The sequence below is a fragment of the Streptomyces sp. NPDC103540 genome (assembly GCF_055584445.1).
In genome coordinates, this window is the sequence record NZ_JBVJMA010000003.1 from 160,479 (window position 1) to 176,958 (window position 16,480).

Annotated in this window: 16 protein-coding genes; 13 read left to right on the forward strand and 3 right to left on the reverse strand. The window is 74.7% G+C overall.

Annotated elements, in window-relative coordinates:
• Window positions 1–14: 14 nt before the first annotated feature.
• Window positions 15–1,778, reverse strand: a complete 1,764-nt coding sequence (locus tag ACZ6ZI_RS08695) for an ABC transporter ATP-binding protein (protein WP_469517983.1) — start codon at window positions 1,776–1,778, stop codon at window positions 15–17.
• Window positions 1,779–2,074: 296 nt separating this feature from the next.
• On the opposite strand from ACZ6ZI_RS08695, the gene lxmA (ACZ6ZI_RS08700) reads away from it, so the two are divergent.
• The 12 genes from lxmA (ACZ6ZI_RS08700) (at window position 2,075) to ACZ6ZI_RS08755 (ending at window position 12,911) form a co-directional block, all read left to right on the forward strand.
• Complete coding sequence (lxmA, locus tag ACZ6ZI_RS08700) at window positions 2,075–2,290, forward strand: lexapeptide family class V lantibiotic (protein ID WP_363057133.1); 216 nt, start codon at window positions 2,075–2,077, stop codon at window positions 2,288–2,290.
• A gap of 131 nt (window positions 2,291–2,421) precedes the next feature.
• Window positions 2,422–2,637 (forward strand): lexapeptide family class V lantibiotic, encoded by a 216-nt coding sequence (gene lxmA / locus ACZ6ZI_RS08705; RefSeq protein WP_363057133.1) that lies wholly within the window; start codon window positions 2,422–2,424, stop codon window positions 2,635–2,637.
• A 126-nt stretch (window positions 2,638–2,763) separates the two neighbouring features.
• Complete coding sequence (locus ACZ6ZI_RS08710; RefSeq protein ID WP_469517985.1) at window positions 2,764–3,399, forward strand: flavoprotein; 636 nt, start codon at window positions 2,764–2,766, stop codon at window positions 3,397–3,399.
• Window positions 3,396–4,358, forward strand: coding sequence for a phosphotransferase family protein (locus tag ACZ6ZI_RS08715; RefSeq protein ID WP_469517987.1), 963 nt, complete (start codon window positions 3,396–3,398; stop codon window positions 4,356–4,358). Before ACZ6ZI_RS08710 ends, ACZ6ZI_RS08715 begins: the two co-directional genes overlap by 4 nt.
• On the forward strand, window positions 4,355–5,572 hold the full coding sequence (gene lxmK / locus ACZ6ZI_RS08720) for a class V lanthionine synthetase subunit LxmK (protein WP_469517989.1): 1,218 nt from the start codon (window positions 4,355–4,357) through the stop codon (window positions 5,570–5,572). Before ACZ6ZI_RS08715 ends, lxmK begins: the two co-directional genes overlap by 4 nt.
• Window positions 5,569–6,609, forward strand: a complete 1,041-nt coding sequence (locus tag ACZ6ZI_RS08725; RefSeq protein ID WP_469517991.1) for a T3SS effector HopA1 family protein — start codon at window positions 5,569–5,571, stop codon at window positions 6,607–6,609. The genes lxmK and ACZ6ZI_RS08725 overlap by 4 nt, the downstream gene beginning before the upstream one ends.
• Complete coding sequence (locus ACZ6ZI_RS08730; RefSeq protein WP_469517993.1) at window positions 6,606–7,526, forward strand: class I SAM-dependent methyltransferase; 921 nt, start codon at window positions 6,606–6,608, stop codon at window positions 7,524–7,526. The genes ACZ6ZI_RS08725 and ACZ6ZI_RS08730 overlap by 4 nt, the downstream gene beginning before the upstream one ends.
• The gene (locus tag ACZ6ZI_RS08735; protein WP_469517995.1) at window positions 7,523–8,875 is read left to right on the forward strand and encodes a M16 family metallopeptidase; all 1,353 of its coding nucleotides are present in this window, start codon (window positions 7,523–7,525) and stop codon (window positions 8,873–8,875) included. The genes ACZ6ZI_RS08730 and ACZ6ZI_RS08735 overlap by 4 nt, the downstream gene beginning before the upstream one ends.
• Window positions 8,872–10,257, forward strand: a complete 1,386-nt coding sequence (locus tag ACZ6ZI_RS08740) for a M16 family metallopeptidase (protein WP_469517997.1) — start codon at window positions 8,872–8,874, stop codon at window positions 10,255–10,257. The genes ACZ6ZI_RS08735 and ACZ6ZI_RS08740 overlap by 4 nt, the downstream gene beginning before the upstream one ends.
• Window positions 10,254–11,276, forward strand: coding sequence for a F420-dependent peptide dehydroalanine reductase LxmJ (gene lxmJ, locus ACZ6ZI_RS08745; protein ID WP_469517999.1), 1,023 nt, complete (start codon window positions 10,254–10,256; stop codon window positions 11,274–11,276). Before ACZ6ZI_RS08740 ends, lxmJ begins: the two co-directional genes overlap by 4 nt.
• 101 nt (window positions 11,277–11,377) lie before the next feature.
• Window positions 11,378–12,154: an ABC transporter ATP-binding protein gene (locus ACZ6ZI_RS08750; protein ID WP_469518001.1), complete on the forward strand. Its 777-nt coding sequence runs from the start codon at window positions 11,378–11,380 to the stop codon at window positions 12,152–12,154.
• The gene (locus tag ACZ6ZI_RS08755; RefSeq protein WP_469518003.1) at window positions 12,147–12,911 is read left to right on the forward strand and encodes an ABC transporter permease; all 765 of its coding nucleotides are present in this window, start codon (window positions 12,147–12,149) and stop codon (window positions 12,909–12,911) included. The genes ACZ6ZI_RS08750 and ACZ6ZI_RS08755 overlap by 8 nt, the downstream gene beginning before the upstream one ends.
• On the opposite strand, the gene codA is transcribed toward ACZ6ZI_RS08755, so the two are convergent.
• Both codA and ACZ6ZI_RS08765 read right to left on the reverse strand, forming a co-directional pair.
• Window positions 12,892–14,199: a cytosine deaminase gene (gene codA, locus ACZ6ZI_RS08760; RefSeq protein WP_469518005.1), complete on the reverse strand. Its 1,308-nt coding sequence runs from the start codon at window positions 14,197–14,199 to the stop codon at window positions 12,892–12,894. The genes ACZ6ZI_RS08755 and codA overlap by 20 nt on opposite strands.
• Window positions 14,200–14,282: 83 nt before the next feature.
• Entirely contained in the window at window positions 14,283–14,450 is a 168-nt protein-coding gene (locus ACZ6ZI_RS08765) for a hypothetical protein (protein WP_363057109.1), read from the reverse strand.
• Window positions 14,451–14,560: 110 nt separating this feature from the next.
• Between ACZ6ZI_RS08765 and ACZ6ZI_RS08770 the strand changes: the two genes are divergently transcribed.
• Entirely contained in the window at window positions 14,561–16,405 is a 1,845-nt protein-coding gene (locus ACZ6ZI_RS08770) for a S9 family peptidase (protein WP_469518008.1), read from the forward strand.
• Window positions 16,406–16,480 lie beyond the last annotated feature (75 nt).

The window sequence follows — 16,480 nt, forward strand, 5'->3', positions numbered from 1 at the left end:
TCGCGCGGCCCGGGTCAGCGGGCCCCGGCCAGCTGCGTCGCGGCCAGCTCGCGGTAGGCGTCGTTGCGCTCCAGCAGTTCCCCGTGCGGGCCGTGGTCGCCGACCCGGCCGTCGTCGAAGAGGATCAGCTGGTCGGCTGAGGTCACCGTGGACAGCCGGTGCGCGATGAGCAGCACCGTGCAGTTCTCGGCGGCCTGCTCCACGGTCTTGCGCAGGGCGATCTCGCTGAGCCCGTCGAGGTGGGCGGTGACCTCGTCCAGCAGCAGCACCTGGGGCTTGCGGAGCAGGGCCCGCGCGATGGCGAGGCGTTGCCGCTCGCCTCCGGAGAGGGCGAGGCCGCGCGCGCCGACCGCGGTGTCGAGTCCGTCCGGGAGTCCGGCGACGAAATCGTCGAGGAGGGTCTTGCGCAGCACCTCGGCGATGTCCTGCGCGGAGGCGTCGGGTGCCGAGTAGAGGAGGTTCTCGCGCAGGGTTCCCGCGAGCATCGGGGAGTCCTGTTCGACGTAGGCGATGCGGCGGCGCAGGTCGGCCCGGCTGAGGGTGCGGATGTCCGTACCGTCGAGGCGGATGCTGCCCGCGTCCGTGTCGTAGAAGCGCTGGATCAGAGAGAACACCGTGGTCTTTCCCGATCCGGAGGAGCCGACGATCGCGGTGACCGCGCCGGCGGGCGCGGTGAAACTGGTCCCCTTCAGGGTAGGCGTACGCCCCTCGTAGGCGAACTCCAGGCCCTCCACGACCACTTCCGGAGGCGGGCCGGAGGGCCGCGCCGGGGTCAGGTCCACGTCGTCCTCGGTCTCCATCTCCCGGACCTCCTCGATGCGGGCGAGCGCGCCGAGGCCCTGCTGGAGGGCGGTGGTACCGGAGACCAGCGACAGGATGGGCCCGCCGAGGTTGAACAGGTAGAGCAGGAAGCCGATCAGGGCGGCCAGGTCGAGCGTGCCGGTGGCGACGAGCGCCCCGCCGAAGCCGATGACCGCGAGGAAGGAGGCCTGGACGACGAGGCCGGCCAGGACGGCGATCATCGCCTGGTAGCGGGCGCCCACCAGGCCGGCCCGGTAGGCCCGCTCGGCGGCGGCCTCGGCGCGTTCGGTCTCCTTGGCCTCGCCGCCGTTCGCCTTGACGGTGCGGGCGGCGCCGAGCGCCCGGTCCAGCGCGGCGCCGATCGCGCCGACGGACTCCTGGGCCTCGGTGGTGACGCGCCGGATGCGCGGCATGACCACGCCCATCGCGACGCCGACCACCAGCAGCACCACCGAGGTGATGCCCAGCAGCGGCAGGCTCATGACACCCATCAGCACGATGGTGGCGACGAGGTGGATCGATCCGTCCACGAGCTGGATCATCCCGCCGGTGGCGGCGTGCTGGACCAGGGTGCTGTCGGAGGTCACGCGGGTGGTGAGGCCGCCCGGTTCGGTGCGGTCGAGCTCGCTGGTGCGCAGACGGATCAGGCGGGCGATGAGGCCGCGCCGTACGTGGAGGACCACGCGCTCGGCGGTGCGCTCGCTCAGCCACGCCTGCCCCCACATGAGGGCGATGGACAGCACGAGCAGACCGACCAGGAGCAGGATCTCGTCGCGCAGCCCGGCGCCCGTCATCAGGTTCCCGAGGACCTTCTGGATGACCATCGGTTGGGCCAGGCCGGCGGCGCTGGCCAGCAGGGTGAGGAGCAGCACCACCAGTAGAACACCGCGGTGCGGTCGCGCGTACGAGAGCAGCGCGCGCAGCGCGGGCCGCTCAGCCTTTTCGGCCTTGGGCTGATCCGATTCAGAAGTGTTCACACACGTATTTCTAATGCTCCGCGCGGGCGGGCGGAATTGACACTTGCGGCAATGCCGCAAGTGCCGGTGCCCGCCCTGCGGCGCCCGCCGGAACCCCGGGAACGCGGACGCGGCCGGCGCGACCGGCGAATCGAACCGGCATTGCCGCCTGCGGAGTTGACGGTGTGGTCAATGCCGCAAGTGGCAATGGCGCGGGACTTCTCCACCGGGTCAATATCGATGTGTCCCCAGCGGACACCGGCCGCCGGTCAGGCGGATCCGGCACATTCACCGCGATTTCTTCGAGGAGCTTCGCCATGCAGAACGTCAGCGAGAAGGACCTGTTCGACGGCTACACCGCCTACACCTCCGCCGAGGAGCTGGGCCTGCACGACGGCAACACCGCCGGCCCGGCCTTCAGCCCCACCGTGCCGTGGGCGATCCAGGCCACCGTCATCACCGCCCGCTCCTCGCAGGCCTGCGCCTCCGCCCTCGGCTCGCTCGCCGCGAAGACCGTCGAGAAGAAGTGCTGATCCGAGCCACTCGGCAGCACTCCCGGTAACCGGCACTCCTGGTAACCCCGGTAACTCCGGCAATCCCGGCGATCCCGCGCACCGCGGTCATCCCGGTACGACCGACACACCACGAGAACAAGGGAATCACCATGCAGAACGTCAGCGAGAAGGACCTGTTCGACGGCTACACCGCCTACACCTCCGCCGAGGAGCTGGGCCTGCACGACGGCAACACCGCCGGTCCCGCCTTCAGCCCCACCGTGCCGTGGGCGATCCAGGCCACCGTCATCACCGCCCGCTCCTCGCAGGCCTGCGCCTCCGCCCTCGGCTCGCTCGCCGCGAAGACCGTCGAGAAGAAGTGCTGATCGAAGCGTGACTTCCGGGGACCGGCCGGTTCCCGCACGACGCACCGTCGTCGTCGCGGGCGGCCGGCCGGCCCCGGCGCGGCGTGAACCCCACGCCCGCGCACGTCCCGTGAGGAGGAGTGAGTGATGGACGGTACGGACGCCGGATTCCGGCGCGTGCTCGTCGTGGGAACCGGGGCCCTCGGGGTGGCCTTCCTCCCCTTCTGGATCAACTGGATCAAGAACGCGCACCCGGAGGTCGAGCTGCGCGTCGCGCTGACCCGCTCGGCCCTGCGCTTCGTCTCCGCCGACGCGATCTCCGTGCTCAACCGCGAGGAGGTCTTCGTCGACGACTGGAACGGCGTCCGCGGCACCGCGGTCCCGCACGTCGAACTCGCCCGCTGGGCCGATCTCGTCCTCGTACACCCCGCCACCCTGCACTTCGTCGGCCGCTACGCCCTCGGCATCACCGACACCCCGCTGCTGCTCGCCCTCCAGTGCACCGACGCGCTGGTGGGCGTCGCCCCCTCCCTGCCCCCCGCCGCCCACCGCAACCCCGTCGTACGCGGCCACCTGGACGCCCTGCGCACCCGCCCCGGCGTGGTGCTCGCCCCGACGATCCCGGCGGTCAGCGCGAGCACCGGGGAACTGGAGGACGGCGGCTCCGCGCCCCTCAACGAGCTCTACGACCTCTGCGTGGCCCACGCCCACACCCACGCCCACACCCACGCCCACGCCTCCGGCGCCACCGCCGCCACGAACGGGAAGGAACCGACGCCATGACCACGGTCGCACCGCGGGACACCCGGACCGCGGTCGTGCCGGACGGCTGCGAGACGGTCGCCGAGTACGGGACGGACCTCCAGGTCACGCGCGTGCTCCGGACGCCCGACGGCGCCCACCTGTGGTGGCAGGGTCCCGGCGCGCAGGTCGCGGGGCCGCTGCGCGCGCCCGCCGCCGCCCTCGTCGCCGACCTGCCCGAACCGCCCCCGGGCGCCGCGCTGCTGACCGTCCCGGAGCCCTGCGACGACGGCCTGCTGCACCGGGTCGCGGGACCTTCCTCCGCCGCCGCCTGGCTGCGGGACTTCCGCCCCCAGGCCCGGGCGCTCGTCGCGCACGCGTTGGCCTCGGTCGGCCCCGCCCTGCGGACGCTGCACGAGGCGCCCGTCCCCGCGCACCGCGCGCCGCCCCTCGCCGCCCCGCCCGGGGTGCGCAGGCTGCGCGACCGGTGCCGCTCGGACGGTGAGCTGCGCCGCCGCACCCTGGCCGTCTGGGGTACCCGGCGGATGGCGCGGCTGCTCGACTGGGCCGACGTCCTGGCCCCGGAGCCGCGGGCCCGGCAGGACGGAGTACGCCCCCTGTCGCCGGTGCACGGCTGGGCCTCGCTCGGGGCCCTCGTACCGCCCCTGAGCGCCGGCAGGGCCGCCCTGCTCACGGGGGAGGACCTGGGCCTCGGCCGGCCCGAACTGGACCTGGGCTGGCTGCTGGGGGAACTCGCGGAGCTGGACTGGACGACCGCGCACCAGGACACGGCCGACCTGCGACGGCTCCTGCTGCGGGCCTACGGCCCCGGCCCCGATCCGGTGCTCGCGGGGCGCGCCGCCGTCCTGCGGGTCGTCACACACATGCAGGACTTCGCGACCTACCGGGGGTGGGACGACGAACTCCTGGACTACATCGCCTTTACCGCCGAGCTGATCGACGAGGAGGGCCGCAGAGCGGTCCCCCAGGGAGTGTCATGACTACTGCGACCCCGACGACCGACGAGAAGACCGACGGGACGACCGGCGGGACGACCGACGGGACGACCGGCGGGCCCGCCGACGAGAAGCGGCCCGCGCTGCTGCGCTTCCGGCCCACCGAGCTGGACACCGTCCCCGAGGTGGCCGAACTGCTCGACCGGCTCGGCCTCGGCAGCTTCGTACCGGACGGCCTGACCTCCTTCGGCGGCCGCAACGACAACTGGGCCGGTACGACGACCAGCGGCGAGGAGGTCTTCGTGAAGACCGTCTCGCGCGGCCCCGACGGCGACAGCCCCGAACTCGACCGGACCCTCGCCTACGAGGCCCTCGCCGGCCGGCTCCCCGCCGACTCCCCGCTGCGCTCCCCCGTCCACCTCGGCGCCCACCGCCCGGCCGCCCTCAACGCCTACCGGCTGCTGTCCGGCTCCCGCTCCGGCTCGGAGATCGCCCTCGACGGCGGCTTCGACGAGGACATGTGCCGCGAGGCGGGCCGCGCCGTCGCCACCCTGCACGCACTGGACCCGGACGGCGCCGACATCGACACCGGCGAGGCCCCGCTGCCGCCGCTGGCCTGGCTGGAGGCCTTCCCGTGGAGCGCGCTCCAGGACCGCAGCATGGCGCAGATCGCCGCCTGGAAGCTCGTCCAGGACGACGTCGAGGTCGTGGACGCGCTGCGTGGCCTGCGTGCCCGCGAGGAGTCCGCCCCGCGCACCCCCGCCCACTGCGACCTGCGCTTCGATCAGTTCCTGCTGCACGAGGGGAACCTCCATCTGTGCGACTGGGAGGAGTTCCGGATCGCCGACCCGGCCCGTGACGTCGGCGCCTTCATCGGCGAGTGGCTCTTCCAGTCCACGTACTCGGTCTTCGCCCCGACCGGCGACCCCGGCGCGGACGCCCCCGTCCTCGGCTTCGACCTCACCCACGAGGAGATCGTCGAGCGCGGTTCGGCGAGCCTGCGCCGGCACGTCCCCCGGATCGCGGCGTTCTGGGAGGGCTACGTCGAGTGCCGCACCCCGGATGCCGAACTGGCCGAACGGGCCGTCGGGTTCGCCGGCTGGCACATGTACGACCGGCTGATCGCCACGGCCCAGGCCCACGCCATCCTCAACCCCGTCGCCCGCGCGGCGGCCGGGATCGGGCGCGTCCTGCTGCTCAATCCGTCCGGAGCCGTCGCCACGCTGCGGCTCGAAGCGCCCTCCGGGAGCTCCCGATGACCCTGACCCCGCCCCTTCCCGCGCCCGTGCCCCTCGCGGACGTCCTCGCGCCGCGGCTGTCCGCCGCCCTCGACCTGGTCACCGTACGGGCCGACGGCCTGCGGGCCACCGTCTCCGGGCGGGAGCTCACCACGGAGAGCCCCCGCGACCTGCGCGGACGCCTGGCCCACGCGTTGTACGAGGAGTTCCACGCGGGCAATGGCGCGCAGCGCGGCGAGCCCGGCGGGGCGCCCCGGCGCAACCTGCGCGACGCCGACCTGGAGCGGCGGTTCGCGGCCGGGGTGCCGCACGCCTGGACGCCCACGCGGGCCCGGCTGATCGAGGTGCTCGACCGTCCAGGTGGTGCCCAGCTCGTCGTGCGCATGCCGGACATCACCGCCCGGGTGCCCGCCGACCGGCTCGTCGGCGACCTCGACGCGGTCCGGCCCGGGGACCTCGTCGAACTGGCGCTGGAGGCGGCCCGTCCCGCGCTGTCGCCCGGCTTCTTCTACGTGATGGGCTCGCGGGCGCTGCCCCGCCCCGCCGGACCCATCCGCCGGGTCTTCCTGCACGCCGTCGACGGCGACGCCGCGGCGGGCCTGTGGGAGGCGGCGCTCCACGCCTTGGAGGGGGTCGGCGCGCTCTACCACGCCAAGGCCCTGTCCGACCCGGACGACTTCCCGCGCCGCGACGGCCTGGTCGTGTACCTGCACGGTGCGCACGAGGCGGCCGAGCGCGCCGTCGTCGAGGCCGTACGGGACCTGCCCGGCCGGGGCGCGGACACCTCGCTGTTCACCGAGCGGCTCGCCCCGGGCGTGGCCGCGGCCTGGGACCCGCGGGACCCGCGTCCGGGCCAGAGCAGCATGAGCTTCGGCCAGCACCGCAGCTTCGCCCTGGCCACCGCCCTGGTCGACCACGCGACGACGGCGGGCGGTTGGGGGGCCGGCGCGGCGCGCGGGCCGCTGGAGGAGCGCGTCGCGCGGGAGTTCCGCAAGGCGGGGATCGACCCGCTGCGGCCCGAGAACAACATCGCCACGACGGAGGGGAACCGAGCATGAGCGCCACGACGAAGACGACGGACACGACGCCCACGGACACGACGGCGGCCGAGACGCAGGCGGCCGAGACGCAGGCCGGCGCGACGGCGGAGGCGACGAAGGCCACGGAGGCGGCGGAGGCCCTGGAGGCGACGGCGACCGACGCCGCGGCCGGGGCCCCCGCCGACGCGAGCGGGCTCGGCACGGCCATCACCACCGCCTACAGCGACGCCCTCGCCTCCGTCTACGACGACATCCACCCCGCCACCGACGAGATCGCCGAGTACCTGACCACCATCGCCGAGCCGGGCGCGAGCGTCCTCGAACTCGGCGTCGGCACCGGCCGCGTGGCCCTGCCGCTGGTCGAGCACGGCTTCCGCGTCCACGGCGTGGAGACCTCCGAGGGCATGCTCGCCAAGCTCGCGGAGAAGGACCCGCAGGGCCGCGTCACCCCCGTACTCGGGGACCTCGTCCAGCTGGACCTGGGGCGGACCTTCGACGTGGTGCTGGCCCCGTTCAACGTGCTGTGCTGCGCGATGACCATCGACGAGCAGATCGCGATGATGCACGCCATCGCCCGGAACACGGCCCCCGACGGCCGCGTGGTGATCGAGACCTTCGACCCGAGCGACTACCACGTCCAGCGCAAGGCCGACGTCACCACCCGCCCCGCCGGCACCCGCGGCGTGGTCATCGAATCGCTGGAGGTGCTCCCCGCCTCGCAGAACATGCTGCTGAACAGCACCCTCTTCCTGGACGGCGAGGCCCCCAGGTCCTCCTCCACGGTGATGCGCTACCTGTGGCCGAGCGAGCTGGACCTGCTGGCGGCCATCGCCCGCCTGGAGCTGGTCGGCCGGTACGCCGGCTGGCAGGAGCAGCCCTTCGACGGCGGCGACAGCCGCAAGATGTGCGTCTCCGTCTTCCGGCCGCTGGCATGAGCCCCCACGACAGCCGGTTGCCGAACGGCCTCGGGCTGTCGGTCGAACCCCTCCCCGGCCACGGCGGCGGCCTCGTGTCGGTCGCGCTGACCGTGGCGGTCGGCGGGGACGCGGATCCGGTGGACCGGCACGGCATGGCCCACCTGGTCGAGCACCTGATGTTCCCGCGCGCCGCGGCCCCCGAGGGCCACGGCCCCGACGGCTCCGACCGCCCCGACGGCGCAGCGGACGACCACGTCGCCCGCGTCGAGGCCGCCGGCGGGGTCTGCAACGCCGAGACCCACCGCGACCACACCGTCTTCCACACCACCGTGCCCGCCGGGATGCTCACCGAGGTCCTGGAGTGGGAGTCGCGCCGCCTGCTGGACTTCGCCCCCGCGCCGGACGTCATCCGTACGGAGGTGTCCGTCATCGCGGAGGAGATCCGCGGTGCGGCGCCCGGCGGGCGGGTCTGGGAAGCGGCCCTCGGCGCGCTCCACCCCGGCGCCCGGGACTGTTTCGGCACGGCCGCGGAACTGGCGGGGGTCACCACCACCGAGGTGGAGGCGTTCTTCCGCCGCCACTACCGGCCGGAGGCGATGGTGCTCTCCGTGGTGGGCGACGTGGACGCGCACCGGGTCGCGAGCACGGTCGGCGCGCTCTTCTCGGACCTCCCGGCGGCGCCTCTCGCGGCCGCCACCGCGCCCGCCGCGACTCCTTCTCCGGCGCCCCGGGCCCCGGCCCGCCCCGGCGCGTCGGCCCGCTCCGGCGCGTCGGCCACGATCCGGACGGCACCGCTCGTCTCCCCCGTCGGCGGTGCCGCCCTGGGCCATCCCCTGCCCGACCCCGTCCGCGACCGCGCCGGCTACCTCGCCCAGGTGGTCCTGGCCGAAGTCATCGGTCGCGTCCGGCTGCCGCGCCTGGTGCGCCGCGACCCCCGGATCGCGGCGGCCGGCGTCACCTGCGGCCTGCACGGACAGTGGCTCGGTTCGGCGGCGCCGGACCTGACCCTCGCGCGGTTCGCCGTGCCCCGCCCCGAGGCCCCCGCGCCCGGCACCGCGACCGACCCGACCGCCGTCGCCCTCGACGCCTGGCGGGAGCTCCTGACGGAACTGGCCGCGCACCCCACCGACGCGACCGAACACCGGCGCGCCCTGAACGGGCTGCTGCTGGCCTGCCACCGCCGGGCGGACTCCCTGACCGCCCGCAGCGTCTCCCTCGGGCGCACGGCCCTGGTCTTCCCCGGCAGCGGTGGACTGGACGCCCTGCCCCACGACCTGGCCCGCGTCACGCCCGCCGAGGTGTCCGCCGCCGCCCGCACCCTGCTGACCGGCCCCTGCTCGGTGACCGAACTCGGAGACGCCCGGTGAACCGCACGACCAGCGACACCCTCCTCGGCAACGGCCTGCGGGTCCTCGCCGTCCGGGCCCCCGGCGCCCCCCTGGCCGAGGTCCGGTTGGTCCTGCCCTACGCGCGCACCGCGCCGGACCGTCTCGCCGGGGCGCGGGACGTGCTGGCCGCCTGCCTCGGGACCGGCACCACGGCCGGCACCACGGCCGGCGCGTCCGGCGGCGGCACCCGGCAGGACATCGCCGACCGCGCCGCCGATCTGGGCGCCGAGCTGAGCACCGTCGTCACCGCCGAGTCCCTGGTCATGGCGACGAGCGTGCTCCGCCCCGGGTTGCCCGGAGCCCTCGCGCTCCTGTCCGACCTTCTGCTGCGCCCGGCGTACCGGGAGGACGAACTCGCCCTCGCGCTGCGCCGCGCGGGCGCCGCCCCCCGTACCCCGGGCCCCCGGTCGCGGCTCCACCGCGCGCTGCTGGGCCACGCCTTCGGGGAGCACCCGCTGCTGTCCCCGCCGCCCGTGCCGCAGGCCTCCACCGACGACCTGTACGCCCTGCACGCGCGGGCCGTGGTGCCCGCCGGCGCGGTGCTGCTGGTGATGTCCGCCGACGAACCCGACGCGGTGTGCGCCCTGGTGCGGGAGCGGCTGGAGGGGTGGTCGGGCGGCCCGTCCGGGCTGGTCCCGCCGCCCTTCGCCCGCAGCACCCCGCGCCCGGGCCGGCTCTCTGCGTCGGCCGTCCCCGCGGGCTCGGACGACGACGACCCCGGGCAGGCCCTCGTGCTGTGCGCGGGCCCCGCCGTCGCGGCGGACGACCCCGCGCACGTCCCGCTGCACCTGGCGCACACGGTGCTGGGCGGCACCGCCTCCTCGCGGCTGGTCCGGCGGATCCGGGACCGGCACGGGCTCGCGTACGCGGTGTCGGCGGAGCCGCGCGGCAACCGGGCGGGCGACTGGCTGGAGATCGAGGCCGCCGGCGCCCCGGGCACGGCCGACCGGATCGCCGAGGAGATCGTCGGCGTCCTGCGCGAACTCGCCGATCGGGGTCCCTCCCCCGAGGAGGTGGAGCGGGCCCGCGCCCACGCGATCGGCTTCACCCGCTTCGCCCTCGCCACCCGGACCGAGGAGGCGAGCGCGCTGGCCGGTTTCGCGTCCGCCGGGCTCCCCCTGGACTGGCTGGCCACCCATCGGGAGCGGCTCGCCGAGGTGACGCCCGACCAGGTGGCCGAGGCCGCCGCCCGCCACCTGGACCCCGACCTCTTCCTCGTGGCCACCCTCGACACCGGCGCCGACACCCGCGCCGACACCCGCGCCTCCGCCGACTCCGACGAAGCCCCTGCCGAAGCCCCCGACGAAGCCCCCGACGAAATCCCCTCCCCCGCACAGGAAAGCGACCGGTGGACCCCGTGAACGCACCGCACCCGAGCCCGGCCCCCCACCGCCCCGCCGTCCTCTACCCCCTCCAGCCCGACCACCCCGAACTCGTCGCCCCCTTCGCCTCCCTCGTCCGGCGCACGGGCGCCCGCCGGCTGTGGATGTGCCAGTCCTTCAAGGCCGAACCGCACCAGGTCATCGCCCACCTCGCGGGGCAGGGCCTCGACACCCCGGTCGGCACGAGCGTGACGCTGATGCCGCTGCGCCACCCCTACGAGGCCGCCCTCCAGGCCCGCTCCCTCGCCCTGATCACCGGGCGCCCGGTCGTCGCGGGCTTCGGCATCGGCAATCCGGGCTTCGTCTCCGGGCTGACCGGCAGCCCGTACGCGAGCCCGCGCACGGCCGTGCGGGACTATCTCTCCAGCGTCCGCGCCCTCCTGAACGGCGAGACCGTCGCGCACGACGGCCCGTACCACCAGATGCACGGGGCGCTCACGCCCCTGGACCACGCCCCGGTCGAGGTCGGGGCCGGGGTGCTGCGTCCGGGCATGGCGCGTACGGCCGGGGAGGTCGCCGACGTGGCCATCACCTGGATGACCCCGCCGTCCTATGTGGAGGGGACCCTGGTGCCCGCCCTGGAGGAGGGGGCTCGCGAGCGGCCCGCGCGCCCGCGGATCGCCACCGCCGTCCACGTGGCCCTGACCCGCCCCGGCCGCGACCCGCGCCGGGTGGCCCTGGCCGCGGCCGGCTCCCACCTGGAGGTCCCGCACTACGCCGACATGCTGCGCCGCGCCGGGGTGTCCGTGGACCCGCACGACCCGACGGCGACCGCCGACGCCCTCCTGGGCGGGCAGGTCGTGCTGAGCGGCACCGCTCGGGAGATCGCGGAGGGCCTCGACGCCTACCGCCGCGCCGGCGTGGACGAACCGATGCTCAACCCCTCGGGCGTGATGCTGACGGAGGGCGTCCCCGCGGCGGTCGCCGACCTGGAGGAGATCCTCGCGGCCTGCGACAACTTCCTGCCGGGCGCCCGGCAGGAAGCTGCTGCCCGATAGCGGCCGAAGGGCCCGCCCCCGCTGCTTTGCTGGGAAACCCGGAAGACGCGAACAGCGCGTTCCGCTTCCTCCCCGTCCACCCCCCAGCAGGAAGAAGACTCGTGAGCAGGGAACACCCGGACCGGCCGGGCGGCGCCAGCGTCGCCCTGTCGGGCATCAGCAAAAGGTTCGGCGACCACCAGGCGCTCCAGGACGTCTCGTTCGAGCTGAGGCCCGGCAAGGTCACCGGCCTGCTCGGCCCCAACGGCGCCGGCAAGAGCACCCTCCTGCGGATCATGCTGGGTCTGGCCCGCCCCGACGCCGGCACGGCCCGGGTCCTGGGCGCGGAGCCCGGTACGGCGCCGCACAGCGCCCGTCGGATCGGTGTCGTCGCCGACTCGATCGGTTTTCCGCCGCGCCTGACGGTCCGGCGGCAGCTGGAGATATCGGCGCGCTCGCTGGGCCTGCCCGCCTCCCGCGTCGACGAGGTCCTCGCGCAGGTCGGTCTGGAGGGCGACGCGACCCGTCGGCGGATCCGCGCCTGCTCCACCGGTATGCGCCAGCGCCTGGCGCTGGCCGTGGCCCTGCTCCCGGATCCGGAACTACTGATCCTCGACGAGCCGTTGAACGGCCTCGACCCGGACGGCATCCGCTGGATGCGCCGGCTCGTCGAGCGGTCCGCCGCCGAGGGCCGCACGGTCCTGATGGCGAGCCACATGCTCTCCGAGGTCGAGCAGAGCGTGGACGACATCGTGGTCCTGCGCCGCTCGGTCCTGTTCACCGGCACCCTCCAGGACCTGGTCCGCCAGGGCCGCGGCCGGCTGGAGGACGCCTACTTCGGCCTCGTCGAGGGCTCCGGCCCCGGCGCCCCTTCCCACCTGGAGGCCTCCCGTGTCTGACGCGACCCCGACGGGCAATCCCCTGCGCGACCAGATCTCCGCGGAGCTCCTGCGGGCCCGCTCCGGCGCCGCCCTGCCCGGGCTGCTGCTGACCGCCCTGGCCTTCGGCGCGCTCGGCCAGCTCGGCTCGATCTACGCCGAGGCCGACCTCGCCGCGAACGCCGTGGCCTCCTCGCACCAGGTCGTGAACCTCGCCGCCGCCGCGACCCTGTTCGCCTCGCTGTTCGGCGCGCTCCTGGTCACCTCGGAGTTCAAGTCCGGCTCCATCGGCCGCAGCGTGCTCTACGCCCCCGGGCGCGGGGCCGTCGTCGGCGCGAAGCTGCTGGTGGCCGGACTGGTCGGACTGGTCTACGGGCTGGTCTCGGTCCTGTGCGCCCTCGGTGTCGGGGCGGCCGCCTTCGCCTCGAAGGACGTCTCGCTGGTGCTGGACGGCCGGACCTGGCAGCTCGCGGCGGTCGTGGTCGGCGTGTGCGCCCTGGCCGGTTCCTGGGGCGCGGCGATCGGCTTCGTCGTGCGCAACCAGTTGGTGGCGGTCATCGGACTGCTGATGTGGGGGACGGTCGGCCAGTTGCTGGTGCTGACCCAGTTCCCGAAGGTGGGCCGCTTCCTGCCCGACGGCGCCCAGCTGGCCGCGCTCGGCGACAAGCTGACCTTCCCGAACGCCCTGGACGCCCCCTACGGGGCCCTGGTGCTGGTCGCCTGGGGCGCCGCGGCGGCCCTGTCGGCCCGCGGCCTCTTCACGCGCCGGGACGTCTGAAGTCCACCTCCGACGGTGCCTCCCCCGGCCAGGACAGCCGGGTGGGGGCCGGCGGCGTCTGCGCGAGGACCGTGCCGCGCGAGACCACGTACCGGGGGCGGACCTGCCGGCGCAGCGCCTCCTGCGGGGTCGGCGCGGGCAGGAGGACGAAGGAGGCGGGGGCGCCCTCGGTGATCCCGTACTCCCGGGGCGTGAGGCCGAGCACCCGCGCCGCGCGGTCGGTCACCATCGAGAAGGCGAGCGGGATCTCCTCGCCCCCGGTCAGCTGGGCGGCGTAGAGGCCGACGAGGGCGGTCTGGAGGGGGTTGGCGGTGCCCAGCGCGTTCCAGGGGTCCATCACGTCGTCGTGCCCGAAGGCCACGTTGACCCCGGCGGCGAGCATCTCCTTGACCTGGGTGAGGCCGCGGCGCTTGGGGTAGGCGTCGAAGCGGCCCTGGAGGTTGAGGTTCGCGAACGGGTTGGCGACGAGGTTGATGCCCGAGCGGGTCAGCAGCCGCTGGAGCTTGTAGGCGTAGGCGCCGTTGTAGGAGCCCATGGCGGTGGTGTGGGAGGCGGTGGCCCTTTCCCGCAGCCCCGAGCGCAGGGCGAGGGTCGCCAGCACCTCCACGAAGCGGGACTGTTCGTCGTCGATCTCGTCGCAGTGGGCGTCGACGCGCAGCCCGTGTTCCTCGGCCAGCGCGAACGCGATCCCGAGCGAGGCGACCCCGTCCTCGCGGGTGTCCTCGAAGTGCGGGATCGCCCCGACGACGTCCGCGCCGCGCGCGACGGCCTCGCGCAGCAGGGCCTCGCCGCCGGGGAAGGAGACGATGCCCTCCTGCGGGAAGGCCACGATCTGAAGGGTCATGACGTCGCGCACCCGGTCGCGGACCTCCAGCAGCGCGTCGAGCGCGGTGAGGGCGGGGTCGGTGACGTCGCAGTGCGTCCGGACGTGCAGCACGCCGTGGGCGGCCTGCCAGCGCAGCACCTCCGTGGCCCGGGCGACGACGTCCTCACGGGTCAGGGTCGCCTTGCGTTCGCTCCAGCGGGCGATGCCCTCCCACAGGGTTCCGGAGGCGTTGGGCCGGGGTTCCCCGGCGGTCAGCGCGGTGTCGAGGTGGATGTGGGGCTCGACGAAGGGGGCGGTGAGCAGGTCTGCGCGTGCCTCGATCAGCACGCCGGTCGCGGGCGGTTCCTTCTGGTCGTCGTGGGGCACCACGCGTGCGATCCGACCGTCCTCGGCGACCTCCACGTCGAACAGACCGTGTGCCGACGGGGGAAGCAGCCGGGCGCCCCGGACGATCATCCGCATGTCCTCAGCGTACGCGGACGGCATCGTGTTTCACGTGAAACACGATGCCGTCCGAGCGGGCGCGGTCGCGAACGCGGTCGCGGTCAGCCCCGCTTGGCCTGTGCCTTCTGCTGCATGCCCCGCGTCTTCGCGGCGACGGACTGGACGTCCCTGACGGCGGCCTTGGCGCGTGCCTCGGCCGCCGTGTTCTTCGCCATCGCGCGCTCGGAATCCTGATGGCCGTGGTGACCGGTACGAGCCTTCTTGGCCATGATCAACACCCTCTCCGGAAACGGTCGGCGTACGCACACCACCTTGCGCCCGTTCGGCCCCGTCGGCATCTCGACGCGTCGACGCCGCCCGTCCGGCAAGAATGGAGGGCATGACCAGCGACAGCGATCTGACCCCCGGCGCGACCAACGGCGAGACGGACGGCGCGGCCGACCCGGGAATGCCCGACTGGGAGAAGCGGTTCAGGGCGCCGCGCGTCAGCCTGCCCGACTGGGCGGAGGACGCCCCGGACCGCTCGCTCTTCGTCTCGAACGCGACCGGCACCTACGAGCTCTACGCCTGGGACCGCGCCACCGGATCCCAGCGGCAGGCCACCGACCGCCCCAACGGCACCACCGACGGCGCCCTCTCCCCCGACGGCAAGTGGATCTGGTGGTTCTCCGACACCGACGGCGACGAGTTCGGCACCTGGGTCCGCCAGCCCTTCGCGGGCGGCCCCGACGAGCCCGCCACCCCCGGCCTGGAGCCCTCCTACTCCGCCGGTCTGGCCATCGGCCGCGACGGCACGGCGGTCGTGGGCCGCTCCACGGACGACGACGGCTCCACCATCCACGTCGTACGCCCCGACGGCAGCGCCCCCGCGGTCGTCTACCGCCACCGCGAGTCGGCCGGCGTCGGGGACCTCTCCCACGACGGGACCCTGCTCGCCATCGAACACACCGAGCACGGCGACGCCATGCACTCGGCGCTGCGCGTGATCACCCTCGACGGCGCCACCGTCGCCGAGCTGGACGACTCCCGCGGCGGCACCGAGGAGCTGGGGCTGGAGGTCCTCGGCTTCGCCCCGGTCGCCGGCGACACCCGGCTGCTCATCGGACACCAGCGGCGGGGCCGCTGGGAGCCGCTGGTGTGGAACGTGGCCACCGGCACCCAGGAGGACCTGGCGATCGACCTGCCCGGCGACGTGAGCGCCGAGTGGTACCCGGACGGGTCCGCGCTGCTCATCGCGCACAGCTTCGAGGCCCGCGGCGAGCTGTGGCGCTACGACCTGGGCGCGCGGGAGCTCGTGCGCGTGGACACGCCGCCGGGGACGGTGTCGGGCGCGACGGCCCGCCCCGACGGGACGGTGGAGTACCAGTGGTCCTCGGCGGCCGAGCCGGCCACCGTACGCTCCACCGCGGGCGGTGTGGTCCTGGACCCGCCCGGCTTCCGGCCGCCGGGCTCGGTGCCGGTGGAGGACGTGTGGGTGGAGGGCCCCGGCGGGCGCGTCCACGCCCTGGCGCAGCGTCCGGTCGGACACGGCGACGGCCCCTTCCCCACGATCTTCGAGATCCACGGCGGCCCCACCTGGCACGACAGCGACTCCTTCCTCGCCACCCCGGCGGCCTGGCTGGACCACGGCTTCGCCGTGGTCCGGGTCAACTACCGGGGCTCGACGGGCTACGGCCGCGCCTGGACGGACGCCCTCAAGCACCGGGTGGGGCTGATCGAGCTGGAGGACATCGCCGCAGTCCGGGAGTGGGCGGTCGCCGAGGGGCTCGCGGACCCGGCGCGCCTGGTGCTGTCGGGCGGCTCCTGGGGCGGCTACCTGACGCTGCTGGGCCTCGGCACGCAGCCGGACGCCTGGGCCGTGGGGCTGGCCGCCGTACCGGTCGCGGACTACGTGACGGCGTACCACGACGAGATGGAGGCCCTGAAGGCCCTCGACCGGACCCTGTTCGGCGGGACGCCCGAGGAGGTCCCCGACCGCTTCGAGGCCTCCTCGCCGCTGACGTACGTCGATGCGGTGAAGGCACCCGTGCACATCGCGGCGGGCGTCAACGACCCGCGCTGCCCGATCCGCCAGATCGACAACTACGTGGACCGGCTCGCGGCGCGCGGCGCCGTCCACGAGGTGTACCGCTACGACGCCGGGCACGGTTCGCTCGTCGTGGAGGAGCGCATCAAGCAGGTCCGCATGGACCTGGAGTTCGCCCTGAAGCACCTGCCGCGCTGACCTCGGGCCGCTCCACCCCCTCCGGGCGCACGCCGCCCGGAGGGGTTCGGGTCCGCCCCGGAGCGGGGTCCGGTC

Excerpts from the sequence above, each read along its gene's own strand:
- lxmA (WP_363057133.1), top strand. The coding sequence starts at position 2,075 with ATGCAGAACGTCAGCGAGAAGGACCTGTTCGACGGCTACACCGCCTAC.
- lxmA (WP_363057133.1), top strand. The coding sequence starts at position 2,422 with ATGCAGAACGTCAGCGAGAAGGACCTGTTCGACGGCTACACCGCCTAC.
- ACZ6ZI_RS08710 (WP_469517985.1), top strand. The coding sequence starts at position 2,764 with ATGGACGGTACGGACGCCGGATTCCGGCGCGTGCTCGTCGTGGGAACC.
- ACZ6ZI_RS08715 (WP_469517987.1), top strand. The coding sequence starts at position 3,396 with ATGACCACGGTCGCACCGCGGGACACCCGGACCGCGGTCGTGCCGGAC.
- lxmK (WP_469517989.1), top strand. The coding sequence starts at position 4,355 with ATGACTACTGCGACCCCGACGACCGACGAGAAGACCGACGGGACGACC.
- ACZ6ZI_RS08725 (WP_469517991.1), top strand. The coding sequence starts at position 5,569 with ATGACCCTGACCCCGCCCCTTCCCGCGCCCGTGCCCCTCGCGGACGTC.
- ACZ6ZI_RS08730 (WP_469517993.1), top strand. The coding sequence starts at position 6,606 with ATGAGCGCCACGACGAAGACGACGGACACGACGCCCACGGACACGACG.
- ACZ6ZI_RS08735 (WP_469517995.1), top strand. The coding sequence starts at position 7,523 with ATGAGCCCCCACGACAGCCGGTTGCCGAACGGCCTCGGGCTGTCGGTC.
- codA (WP_469518005.1), bottom strand. The coding sequence starts at position 14,199 with ATGCGGATGATCGTCCGGGGCGCCCGGCTGCTTCCCCCGTCGGCACAC.
- ACZ6ZI_RS08765 (WP_363057109.1), bottom strand. The coding sequence starts at position 14,450 with ATGGCCAAGAAGGCTCGTACCGGTCACCACGGCCATCAGGATTCCGAG.
- ACZ6ZI_RS08770 (WP_469518008.1), top strand. The coding sequence starts at position 14,561 with ATGACCAGCGACAGCGATCTGACCCCCGGCGCGACCAACGGCGAGACG.